Here is a 12,015-nt window from a genome sequence, read left to right as displayed (position 1 = left end):
TAAACGTTTACGGTAGCGCTTTGGGAGGAAAACTGAAGCGCCCTGCTGGAGGAAATCGTGAAATTCAATGCCGTTCTCTGCGGGTGCGGAGCTATGTCCAAGGGCTGGCTGCGCGCCATCAAGGAAAACCAGACCCTCGCCGAAGCGATGGAGGTCAAGGGTCTTGTCGACGTCAATCCGGCGGCTGCCGAAAAGCTCGCCGCGGAATTCGGTCTCGGCGATGCCGTCATCGGCAGTGACCTTGCCGACGTAATTGCGAAGACCAAAGCCGACATCGTGTTCGACGTCGTTATCCCCGCCGCCCGTTTCGACGTCGTTTCGACGGCACTCAAGGCGGGTTGCCACGTGCTCAGCGAGAAGCCGATGGCGACCTCGCTTGGGGAAGGCGCGGCGCTCATCGATCTTGCGGCCGAGACCGGCCGGATCCACGCGATCATCCAGAACCGCCGCTTCATCTCGGGCGTCCGGCGCATGCGCCGCTTCGTCGAAAGTGGTGCGATCGGGGAACTGACCGGCATCCATTGCGACTTCTTCATCGCTCCGCATTTCGGCGGTTTCCGCGAGGAGATGGACAACGTGCTGCTCCTCGACATGGCGATCCACACCTTCGATGCGGCCCGCTTCGTCGCCGACAAGAAGCCGCTCGCTGTGTATTGCGTCGAGAAGAATCCGAAGGGTTCCTGGTATCGCCACGGCGCGACTGCCAATGCCACCTTCGAATTCTCGGACGATGTCGTCTTTACCTATCGCGGCTCCTGGTGCGCCGAAGGCGAGCGCACGAGCTGGGAGAGCCAATGGCGCCTCGTCGGCTCCAAGGGAATGCTCACCTGGGACGGTGGCGATACCTTCAGCGCTGCGGTGGCAGGGCAGGAGCCCGGACTTCTGCACGGCTTCTCACCGGTCGAGGTGCTTTCACCCGCCGACGAACAGGAAACGCATGGCCATGCCAGCGTCATCGCAAGCTTCGTTGAAGCGATCAGGACCGGCAAGCGGCCCGAGACCGCCAGCTCCGACAATATCAGAAGCCTAGCCATGGTCTTCGGCGCAATCGAGAGCGCCAAGACAGGCAAGCGTATCGAAATTTCAGCATAAGGATCGAGATCGTGAGTAACCCAGCAAAGTCCATTCGCATCGGTACCATGGTCAGCGCCACCAAGGGCGGCGCCGACAAGCGCATTTCCCAGATCGCAGACCTCGGTTTCGAGAGTTTCGAACCCTTCTTCTGGCAGACCACCAACGGGCAGGATATTGCCGAGCTCGGCAAGCGCTGCGTCAATGCCATCGGCGACCGCGACATCACGATTTCGACGCTCGGCATGTTCGGCAATCCGCTCGAGGACACCGAGATCGACCAGCAGACGCTGCAGGGCTGGAAGGACTGCATCGACAACGCCCATCATTTCGGGGCCACCTGCGTTGCGGGCTTCACCGGCCGCATCCGCAACAGGCCACTGACCGACAGCCTGCCGCGCTACCGCAAGGTCTGGAGCGAGCTTGCCAAGCGCGCAGCCGACAAGGGCGTCAAGATCGCCTTCGAAAACTGCGCCATGGATGGCAACTGGGCGACCGGTGACTGGAACATCGCGCACAATCCCGACGCCTGGGAGCTGATGTTCAACGAGACGCCGGACGACAATATCGGCCTCGAATGGGAGCCGTGCCACCAGATGGTCTATCTGATCGAGCCGCTGCCGCAGATCCGCAAATGGGCCAAGAAGATCTTCCATGTGCACGGCAAGGACGCGACGATCCGCTGGGATGTCATCAAGGAGCACGGGATCTTCGGCAAGGAGAAGTTCGTCTTCATGCGCACGCCGGGCTTCGGCGACAGCAACTGGACGGACATCATCTCCGAGCTGCGGCTTGCCGGCTGGTCCGGTTCGATCGACATCGAAGGCTGGCACGACCCGGTCTACCGCGATGCGCTCGAGATGACCGGTCAGGTCCACGGGCTGAACTACTTGAAGCATGCCCGGGGCGGCGATTTCGTCGTCGATCCGGTCTGATGAAATCGCAGCCGGCGAGGAGGTATCGCCGGCTTCCGACAGGATAACCACCAAGGAGGAGAACCATGGGTATCCGCAAATTCGCAATGATAGGCGCCCTCGCGCTGGCAGGCGTCTCGCTTTTCGGTCTTGCCGCCAAGGCGGAAGACGTGACGCTGACGCTCTGGTCTCTGGACAAGGACATCCAGCCGGCACCGAACCTCGTCAAGGAATTCAACGCCCAGAACAACGGCATCAAGATCGAATACCGTCTGATCCAGTTCGATGACGTCGTCACCGAAGCGATGCGCGCCTACGCGACGGGCCAGGCACCCGACATCATCGCGGTCGACAATCCGGAGCACGCGCTGTTTTCCTCGCGCGGCGCCTTTCTCGATCTCACCGACATGATCTCGAAATCGACGGTCATCAAGCCGGACAATTATTTCCCCGGTCCGCTGAAGTCGGTCGAGTGGGACGGCAAATACTACGGCATTCCTAAGGCGACGAACACGATTGCCCTTTACTACAACAAGGACATGTTCAAGGCGAAGGGCCTCGACCCGAACAAGCCGCCGCAGACCTGGGACGAGCTCGTCGAGGATGCGCGCAAGCTGACGGATCCGGCCAAGAACGTCTATGGCCTGGCATTCTCCGCCAAGGCGAATGAGGAGGGCACCTTCCAGTTCCTTCCCTGGGCGCAGATGGCTGGCGGCAGCTACGAGCATATCAATTCCGACGGTGCCGTGAAGGCGCTCGAGACCTGGAAGACCATCATGGACGAGAAGCTTGCCTCGCCGGATACGCTGACACGCGGTCAGTGGGATTCGACCGGCACCTTCAATTCCGGAAACGCGGCCATGGCGATCTCGGGTCCGTGGGAACTCGACCGCATGATGAAGGAAGCCAAGTTCGACTGGGGCGTTGCGCTGCTTCCGGTCCCGACGGAAGGCGCCGAGCGCTCGTCGGCCATGGGTGATTTCAACTGGGCCGTCTTTGCCAGCACGAAGCACCCGGCCGAGGCATTCAAGGCTCTCGAATTCTTCGCCTCGCAGGACGACAAGATGTTCAAGAACTACGGCCAGCTTCCGGCCCGTTCCGACATCACCATTCCGGCGACCGGCGAACCGCTCAAGGATGAGGCGCTCAAGGTCTTCATCGAGCAGCTGAAGTATGCCAAGCCGCGCGGCCCGCATCCGCAATGGCCGAAGATCTCCAAGGCGATCCAGGACGCCATCCAGGCTGCCCTGACTGGCCAGATGAGCCCCAAGGACGCGCTTGATCAGGCTGCCGAAAAGATCAATGCCGTGCTCGGCTGATCCCCCAGCATAACCGGATGGCTCCTGGGCCATCCCGTCATTTCCTCCCGACGGGAGCTGTCTTGAGGCGGAAGCGCAGGGCAGCCCCGTTCGGAGTATCGGAGGACCGATGAAAAGGATTCTTTCCAGCGTCAGGGACGGCCGCGGCTTCGATATCGCGCTTGTCGCCTTTCCGCTCGCCTTTCTATTCGTCATGGCGGGCCTGCCGCTCATCTACAATGTCGTGATGAGCTTCCAGGAGGTCGACATGTTCAGCCTCGGGACCTTCTCGCGTCCTTTCGTCGGCTTCAAGAACTATACCGACCTCTTCGCGCAGCCGGAAACCTGGCCGATTTTCCGCAACACCGTGATCTTTGTCGTCGGGTCCATTGCCGGCCAGTTCCTGATCGGCTTCGGCCTGGCGCTGTTCTTCTGGGTCAACTTTCCCGGCGCGTCGTGGCTGCGCGGGCTGTTTCTGGTGTCCTGGGTCATGCCCGGTCTCGTCGTCGGCGCGATCTGGAACTGGATTCTTTCAGGCGATTTCGGGGTCCTGAATTTCATCCTGAAGGAAAGCGGCATCATCAGCAGCAACATCTTCTGGCGCTCGGACCCTCATTTCTCGCTCTATGCCGTGATCATCGCCAATGTCTGGCTCGGCACCGCCTTCAACATGATCCTGCTCTCGGTTGGTCTTTCCGGCATTCCCGGCGATCTCTACGAAGCGGCCGAACTCGACGGCGCCAATGCCTGGCAGCGCTTCTGGACGATCACGCTGCCGATGATGCGCTCGACGATCGGCGCCATTGTCGCCCTCGGCCTGATCTTTACGCTGCAGCAGTTCGACCTCTTCGCGGCGATCACGTCAGGCGGACCGAACAATTCGTCCAACGTCACGCAATACTGGGCCTGGGATCTGTCCTTCCGCCAGTATGATTTCGCCAAGGGCGCGACGATCTCCGTTATCATGATCGTGTTCGTCATGTTCGCCTCTGTCGTCTATGTCCGCTCGACACGCCATGAGGTGCGCGGATGACCGAGACAATGCGCAACCGCCTGATGCTCGCGATCGCCATTGTCATGGCGGCGATCTACCTCTTCCCCCTCTACTGGATGTACATCACGGCGCTGAAGAGCGGCTCCGAGATGTTTGCCACACCGCCTAGCTTCTGGCCGAGCGATCCCCAATGGGGCACCTACGGCTATGTGTGGGAAAGTCGCGGGATGGGGCGCTATCTCTGGAACTCCCTGGTCATCGCGCTCGGCTCGGTGACGCTCATCACCGTACTTGGCGTCGGCTGCGCCTACGTGCTGGCGCGTTACCGCAACATCTGGGTCGATATCGGCCTCTTCCTCATCCTGATGCTGCAGGTTCTGCCGGCATCGCTGATGGTGACCCCGATCTTCGTCGGCTTCTCGCAGCTTGGCATGCTGGACTATCCGCGGCTCGCCGTGGTGATCTCGATTGCCGCCAAGAGCATGCCCTTCTTCGTCGTGCTGGTGCGCGCCACCTTCATGGCGGTGCCGATGGAACTCGAGGAGGCAGCCCTCGTCGACGGCAATTCCCGCGTCGGCGCTTTCTTCAACATCGTGCTGCCGCTTGCCCGCAACGGCATCCTCGTCAGCGCCATCCTCATCTTCATGCAGGCCTTCGGCGAATTCGTCTATTCGAAGTCGATGATCCAGGCGGCCGAACTTCAGCCGGCGAGCGTCGGCCTCAATTCCTTCATGGGGCCGAATACCAATGAGTGGAACAACATCATGGCCTACGCCACGATGTATGTGACGCCGATCCTTGCCATCTTTGTTCTCTTGCAGCGCCGCATCGTATCCGGCCTCACCTCTGGAGCCCTCAAATGACCAATCAGATCGAGCTCAGCGGCGTCAACAAGCATTACGGTGCGTTTCACGCCCTGAAAAACATCAACCTGTCGATCGCCAAGGGCACGTTCGTCGCCCTGGTGGGTCCGTCGGGTTGCGGGAAGTCCACTCTTCTTCGCTCCCTCGCGGGCCTGGAAACCATCACCGAGGGCGAGTTGAAGATCGCCGGCGAGCTGATGAACAATGTGCCGCCGCGCAAGCGCGACGTCGCCATGGTCTTCCAGTCCTATGCGCTCTATCCGCACATGACCGTCGAGGAAAACCTGACCTACAGCCTGCGCATACGCGGCGTCGCCAAGGCCGAGGCGAAGAAGGCGGCCGAGGAAGTCGCCGCCACCACCGGGCTTTCGCGCCTCCTGAAGCGCTACCCGCGCGAGCTTTCCGGCGGCCAGCGCCAGCGCGTCGCCATGAGCCGCGCGATCATCCGCCATCCCAAGGCCTTCCTCTTCGACGAGCCGCTGTCGAACCTCGATGCGGCGCTGCGCGTCCACATGCGCAAGGAGATCCGCGCCCTGCATGATCGCCTGCATGCAACCTCGGTCTATGTCACCCACGACCAGATCGAGGCCATGACCATGGCCGATCACGTCGTGGTCATGAGGGAAGGCGTCATCGAGCAGCAGGGGCAGCCGCTGGATCTATATGATAAGCCGGCTAATAAATTTGTCGCGGGCTTCATTGGTTCGCCGGCGATGAACTTCATTCCGGCGACGGTCAATGAAGATGGAAAGAGCCTCTCGCTCGATCTTGGCACCATCCGACAGAAGGTCGCGATCGACCACCAGCTCCAGCCGGGACGCAAGGTCACGGCTGGGATCCGGCCTGAGCATATCGGCACGACCGGTGCCGGGCAGGGCAGTTTCGACGTTCCGATCGCGGTGGTCGAATCGACGGGCTCGTCTACCTTCCTGACTGCTGCGACGACGCCGGAGCTGACGATCGTAGAGACGGGCCGCGGGAAGGTCCATGCCGGCGAGACGATCGGCCTGATCGTCGAATCCTCGCAGCTGCATCTCTTCGATCAGACAAGCGGCATGCGAATCTAAGACCAGAGGCCGCAGAGCCCAGGCGTCGTCAGCCTGCGGTCGGCGGCGTGACGCCCAGCCGTTCGGCATGAGGCCGGAGCGAGGGCATGATGGCAGGAAAGAGCGGTACGCCCTCTGCCTGCGCTTTGCGCTTTTTGGCAAGGCCGTTTTCGCCGGGAAGGCGGACACGCGCCACGCCCGGGCGTGGAGGATTGTCGTGGCAGGCCGCTGCCAGCCAGCCGGTCTGCTTCAGGAACGCCTCACGGCCGCCAAAGGCATCGGGATCGAAGACCTGCACGGTGACGGCGGCGCTCGTCCCCTTCGGCGAATCCGCACGGCCATAGCCGGCGAGACCCTGCGTAAAGGCTTCCACATGCAGTGCCATCCCATATCCCTTCTGGCCATGGTCCAGCCCACCGGTCGGCAGCAGCGTGCCGCCGCGCTCGATCGCGCGGGGATCGCGCGTCGGATTGCCGTTCTCATCCAGCAGCCATTCGTGCTCATACTGGCGGCCGTCGCGGATGAGACGTTGCGCCATGTTGACCGTGGTGATCGAGGCGCTGATATCGATGAGGATCGGATCTCCCGGCGTCGGGATGCCATGGGCGACCGGGTTCGGCGTATAGATGCCCCGGGTGCCGCCGAAAGGTGCGACCTGAGCGCCGGATGGGCTGGAGCTTGCGATACTCACCATGTAGCCTCGATCGGTTGCGATTGTGAGGTAGGCGGCAAGGCAGCCGATATGATGGCTGTCGGCGATGGTGACGGTTGCGGTGCCGAATTTCGCGGAGCGCTCGCAGGCAAGCTTTACCGCCTCCGACGTCAGCCACGCCCCGGGGAGCCGCTGGCCGTTCCAGGCGACCGCGGGGCCCCGATCCGAGATAACCTCCGGTGCCCCCGAGCCCTTCATGACGCCATCGGCGATACTCTGCAGATACCAGCCGGCAAGGGCGAGGCCATGGGTCGTGTGGCCCATGAGGTCCGCTTCGACGAGATAGCGGGCAACGGACGTTGCCTTGTCCTCATCGAGGCCCGCCGCGGAGAACAGCGATTTCGCGAATGCTTCCAGCGCAGTGGCGGAATAGCGAATGTCGGAAACGGCGTTGTCGGCCATGGAGACCTCCTCTTGGCGTCGGATGGTGTTCAGCGAGCGAGGACGCGGGGTGCCAATTCCTCGCCGCACAGCGTCGCCAGTACGTTTTCGGCGGCCATGACGGACATGGCGCGCTTGGCGTCCAGCGTCACGCCGGCCACGTGCGGGGTGACGATCGTGTTGGCCAACCTGAACAGCGGATTGTCCTGGTCGGGTGGTTCGACGGCAAAACTGTCCAGACCCGCTCCCGCAAGGTGTCCGTCCGTCAGGGACTCGATCAGCGCCGCCTCGTCGACGACCTCGCCGCGTGCCGTATTCACAAGATAGGCGCCGCTCTTCATGAGCCTGATGCGGCGCGCATCGATGAGATTGCGTGTTTCGGGCGTAAGCGGACAGTGGAGGCTGACGATATCGGCTTCGGAAAGCAGCTTGTCGAGGTCTGTCTCCCGTGTGACGCCGTTTCGAAAGGCCTCCGCAGGCGTATGCGGGTCAAAGGCGGAAATCCGCATTCCAAGGGCCGCCGCCATGCCGGCAAGCGTCTGGCCAATGAAGCCGTAGCCGACGAGACCGAGGCGCTGACCCCGCAGTTCGCGGCCCTGGTACTGGCTCTTGTCCCAGACGCCGTCACGGATGAGGGCGTCCTGTCGCGAAAAATCCTTCACAAGAGCCATGATGAGCGCCAGCGCGTGCTCGGCGACCGAATGACCGTTACTGCCCGTCGTCATCGAGACGGGGATGCCGAGTTGGCTTGCCGCCCGCAGGTCGATGTCATTGGTGCCGACGCCGTGCTTTGCGACGTGCCGCAGGCGCCCGCCGGCCTGCATCTCCTCTGGTCCCAAAATCTCCGCAAGCAGGCGGACGATAACCGCCGCCGGCCTGTGTTGTGTCATCGCCGCGATCACGGCCTGCCGGTCGAGATAGGGTTTTGTCGCGATGACCGCGACGCCTGCATCTTCGAGAATTGCCCGGCCCTCGGGGGCGAGCTCTCCGCCCAGAACCACCACCGTTTCCCTCATTGCCGGTCCTCCTCGAAGATGCAGGGTTGCGCCCTCCTCAAGAGAGCTCGGGTGCTTTCGCCTGTTGCCTCGGCGACTTCGCCATCAGCCGTGCATAGGCGATCGCCGAAAGCATGTTGACGTGGTTCGCCTTTCCGGTGCCGGCGATGTCGAAGGCCGTGCCATGGTCGACCGAGACGCGATCGATCGGCAGGCCGAGCGAGACGTTGACGGCGGTTTCGAAGGCGACGAGCTTGATCGGGATATGGCCCTGGTCGTGATACTGGGCGATCACGAGATCGAAGGCGCCGTTATAGGCCCGCGCAAAGACCGTATCGGCCGAGATGGGGCCAACGACATCGATGCCCCTGGCTCTTGCCTGCTCGACGGCGGGCGCGAGAAATTCCATGTCCTCGGTGCCGAAAAGCCCGTTCTCGCCGCAATGCGGGTTGAGCCCGGCGACGGCGATGCGCGCCTTCTTGCCGAGACGCATGAAGTGGTTGTGCCCGGCCTCGATGGTGGCGAGCACGCGCTCGGTCTTTGCCCGCTCGATTGCGCCCCTCAGCGACACATGCGTCGAGACGTGGATGGTGTTCAGGCGCTCGGAGGCAAGCAGCATGAAGGAGCTTTTGGAGCCCGTCAGATGCGCGAGCAGGCCCGTATGGCCATCGAAATGATGGCCGGCGAGGTTCATGGCCTCCTTGTTGATCGGCGCGGTGACGATGACGTCCGCCTTGCCGGTCATGGCAAGATCGACGGCACGGGAGATGTATTTCACCGAGGCGTCGCCCGCGATCGGACTGACCTTGCCGATTTCCGGTAGCGGCGCGCCAAGCGGCACCTCGTCGACGGCAATGGTGAGTCCGTCATCGGAAGCCGAGGGCGCGAAGCGCAGGTCGATGCCGGTCGCGCGACCCGCGCGCTCCAGGGCTTCGGTATTGCCGACGATGACGAAATCACGCCGTTCCTGCGCCGGCATCGCCGCCAGCGCCTTGACGATCACCTCCGGGCCGACGCCGGCCGGGTCGCCCAGCGTCACCGCCACTTTCGCATTGCTCTGCATCAGTCGTGCTCCTCTCGAAAGGCCAGCGATCTTAGAACGCTGCCTCGTAGATCGAACGGATATCATCGCGCGACAGGTCGCGCGGATTGTTGTCAAGCAGCCGGCGGATGGCAAAGGCATCGTCTGCCATCGCATCCAGATCGCTCTCAGGCACGCCAAGGCCGGAGAGCTTCATCTCGATACCGAGATCGGCGCAGAAAGCGTAGGCGGCATCGAAGACGGACTTGATGTTCTCCGAGGCAGGATAGCCGAGAGCTTCCATGATCGCCTGTGTCTTTTCCGGCACGGACGGGGTGTTGAAGGCCAGAACATGCGGGAAGATAAGCGCGTTGGCCGCGCCATGCGCCACGTGCCAGCGCGTTCCAAGCGGATAGGCAAGTGCGTGGCCGCCGGCTGTGTTGACGGGACCGAGGCAGAAGCCGCCATAGAGGGAAGCAAGCGAGAGGCCAGCACGCGCTTCGGCATCGGATCCGTTCCTGACGGCACGGGCAAGATACTTTCCGACGAGCCGCGTGCCCTCGATCGCATAGATGTCGATCATCGGATGCGCCTTGCGATTGGTGAACGCCTCGACACAGTGGGCCATGGCATCGACGCCGGTCGCCGCGGTCGTTCGCGCGGGAACCGTGAATGTGAGTACCGGATCGACCACGGCGATGTCGGCGAGCATCAGCGGGCTTTCAACCGCGAGCTTTGCCATCGTCGAAGGATCGGTAATGAGGGCGCGAATGCCGGCCTCGCTGCCCGTGCCTGACGTCGTCGGCACCTGGGCAAGGGCTACCTTGCGGGGTCCGCGGACCTTGTTCGGTCCGACGACCTCATGCAGCGTCTGGGAGGAGCCGGCGAGAACGGCAGCAAGCTTGGCAAGATCCATGGCGCTGCCGCCGCCGAAGCCGACAATAAGATCCGCATTGACTGCCTCCGCTGCGGCGAGCACGCGGTCGAGATTACCGATATCGGGTTCGGGCGTGACTTCGGAAAAGACCGAAACCTCGCCGCGAAGCTCGAGCACATCGATGCGGGAAGCGTTGAAGGCATCGGAGATCACCAGTGTGCGGCGACATCCCTTGTCAGTCGCCCATTTGCCCAGCCGGCCGGCGGTACCCACTCCGAATTCAATCAGCTGCGGCCGGACGATCGTGATAGGCGAATCCAAACTGACCATTAGAGCGGCCTCCCGATATAACGGCGGATCGCAGCCGCCAATGATGTAAAGTTGTTATATCAAGCAGAGCTTTTTGACAAGAATGAAGGCCGATTTTTCTTACCATGAGCTTCGAAATTCATGGCAGTGAAGTCCTTGGAAAGCGTCAAATATCCAGTAATGTATTGATTTTGAAAGAATAATCAGATCGTTGCAGGCGGCTAATTTCCAGCGCAACGCAAGATGGCTTGAAGACGTTTATTTGTAAACAAAGTCAGTCCAAACGGGGCTTGGCCAGGCGCATGTGCGCCCAGCCGTTTCGAAAGTCCTTACTAATGCTATCTTGCCTCAAGCGGCTGATTTTGCTGGCAAACGCACGTATTTGATCGCCCGGCGATAGTAGGTATAGGCGATGTGCAATGCTCCATCCGGACCTTCGATGATTGTCGGATAGGAGAATTCCCGATTGACCATGTCTTTCGAGTTGTTGCTGAGGCAGTAGCCGTCGCCGGTGTCCAGATCGATGCGCCGCCCGAAGGTCTTGCCGCCATCGCTCGAAACTGCAAGGCTGAGCGGCGCGCGCGGCACTCCCCAGACGGCCTTGCGCCCGACAGGCTGCATGACTGCCGGCTCGGGGGCCTTGCCATCCTCAATTTCGTCGTAGAGGGACAGGCGCCGCGCGTCGGAGGTCGCTACATTGCTGTGATTGTAAACCATTGCAATTCTTCGATCTTCAAGCATCGTCGCCTGGATCGAGGAGTTGTTGTTCGGCAGATTGACGGGTTCCGGCGCGCTCCAGCTTTGGCCATCGTCTGTCGATGAAGACGACAGGACATTCTCCGAATAGCGATTGCGGAAGAAGGCAACCATGTTGCCGTTGTCGGACTTCAGGATGTTCATGTGCACGGCGCCGAGACTGCCCGGCACGTCACGCATCTGCCACGTCCTGCCCTGGTCGCCGGAGATCAGGACGCCGGCCGTATCGGCATCTCCGCTCCACCGCTGGCCCGGCAGGCTCACACAGCGGAACGTCGGCAAGAGCCAGTGACCCTTACCATTGACCACGATCGGCTGGCGCACAAAGGTTCCGGGCAGGTCGCAAAGGACCCGAGTTGGGCCGAATGTCTCGCCGCCATCCTCGGAGATACGACATTTGACAATCGCGCCGTCCTGGTCGCCGGAGGTCTGCGAGGTGTAGAGCAGCCACACGCGCCCGTCCGGCGCGTTGAAAATCAACGGGTTTTGCTCGGACTTGGCCTGATCGTCGGACATCTTCTCGGGCTTGGACCAGCGATCGGAACCCTGGCGAAGCCGCGACATGTAAATTGAGATGTCGCCCATCCCCTCCATCGTGCCGCCAAACCAGACACAGGTCAGCGTGCCATCCGGCAGGAAAGCGAGGTTTGCCGCATGGTTCTGTATGCAGGGAGAGGGCAGGTAGGCGTCCCGGCGGCCGGGCTGTGCATCATTGGCCTCGAGCATGCCCGTCATTCGGGCCGGAACGGCTTCTGGCGACAAACCTGTAAAATTCATG

At 61.9% G+C, this 12,015-nt stretch carries 11 protein-coding genes; 6 read left to right on the top strand and 5 right to left on the bottom strand.

The annotated features are described in order from the left end of the window. Window positions 1-57 precede the first annotated feature (57 nt). From EV286_RS11550 to ugpC, 6 genes are all read left to right on the top strand, one after another. Window positions 58-1,092, top strand: a complete 1,035-nt coding sequence (locus tag EV286_RS11550; RefSeq protein ID WP_132957183.1) for a Gfo/Idh/MocA family oxidoreductase — start codon at window positions 58-60, stop codon at window positions 1,090-1,092. Between the two features lie 11 nt (window positions 1,093-1,103). Further along, entirely contained in the window at window positions 1,104-2,006 is a 903-nt protein-coding gene (locus EV286_RS11545) for a sugar phosphate isomerase/epimerase (protein ID WP_132957182.1), read from the top strand. 65 nt (window positions 2,007-2,071) lie between these two features. Beyond that, window positions 2,072-3,304 (top strand): sugar ABC transporter substrate-binding protein, encoded by a 1,233-nt coding sequence (locus EV286_RS11540; protein ID WP_132957181.1) that lies wholly within the window; start codon window positions 2,072-2,074, stop codon window positions 3,302-3,304. A gap of 109 nt (window positions 3,305-3,413) precedes the next feature. Beyond that, window positions 3,414-4,316: a sugar ABC transporter permease gene (locus EV286_RS11535; protein ID WP_132957180.1), complete on the top strand. Its 903-nt coding sequence runs from the start codon at window positions 3,414-3,416 to the stop codon at window positions 4,314-4,316. Beyond that, a complete protein-coding gene (locus EV286_RS11530; RefSeq protein ID WP_132957179.1) occupies window positions 4,313-5,140 on the top strand; it encodes a carbohydrate ABC transporter permease in 828 nt (275 codons plus the stop codon). The genes EV286_RS11535 and EV286_RS11530 overlap by 4 nt, the downstream gene beginning before the upstream one ends. After that, complete coding sequence (ugpC, locus tag EV286_RS11525) at window positions 5,137-6,207, top strand: sn-glycerol-3-phosphate ABC transporter ATP-binding protein UgpC (protein WP_132957178.1); 1,071 nt, start codon at window positions 5,137-5,139, stop codon at window positions 6,205-6,207. The genes EV286_RS11530 and ugpC overlap by 4 nt, the downstream gene beginning before the upstream one ends. A gap of 28 nt (window positions 6,208-6,235) precedes the next feature. On the opposite strand, the gene EV286_RS11520 is transcribed toward ugpC, so the two are convergent. The 5 genes from EV286_RS11520 to EV286_RS11500 form a co-directional block, all read right to left on the bottom strand. After that, the gene (locus tag EV286_RS11520; protein WP_132957177.1) at window positions 6,236-7,300 is read right to left on the bottom strand and encodes an Ldh family oxidoreductase; all 1,065 of its coding nucleotides are present in this window, start codon (window positions 7,298-7,300) and stop codon (window positions 6,236-6,238) included. Between the two features lie 29 nt (window positions 7,301-7,329). Then, window positions 7,330-8,295: a hydroxyacid dehydrogenase gene (locus EV286_RS11515; protein ID WP_132957176.1), complete on the bottom strand. Its 966-nt coding sequence runs from the start codon at window positions 8,293-8,295 to the stop codon at window positions 7,330-7,332. 37 nt (window positions 8,296-8,332) lie between these two features. Beyond that, window positions 8,333-9,337, bottom strand: coding sequence for a 4-hydroxythreonine-4-phosphate dehydrogenase PdxA (gene pdxA / locus EV286_RS11510; RefSeq protein WP_132957175.1), 1,005 nt, complete (start codon window positions 9,335-9,337; stop codon window positions 8,333-8,335). Window positions 9,338-9,368: 31 nt separating this feature from the next. Further along, window positions 9,369-10,502, bottom strand: coding sequence for an iron-containing alcohol dehydrogenase (locus tag EV286_RS11505; RefSeq protein WP_132957174.1), 1,134 nt, complete (start codon window positions 10,500-10,502; stop codon window positions 9,369-9,371). 327 nt (window positions 10,503-10,829) lie between these two features. Continuing rightward, window positions 10,830-12,014: an exo-alpha-sialidase gene (locus EV286_RS11500; RefSeq protein WP_132957173.1), complete on the bottom strand. Its 1,185-nt coding sequence runs from the start codon at window positions 12,012-12,014 to the stop codon at window positions 10,830-10,832. Window position 12,015 lies beyond the last annotated feature (1 nt).

It is taken from the genome of Rhizobium sp. BK251 (assembly GCF_004345245.1).
GTDB lineage: Bacteria > Pseudomonadota > Alphaproteobacteria > Rhizobiales > Rhizobiaceae > Rhizobium.
The sequence above is the reverse complement of the archived record's forward strand: the minus strand, read 5'-3'. Positions and strand labels throughout refer to the sequence as shown.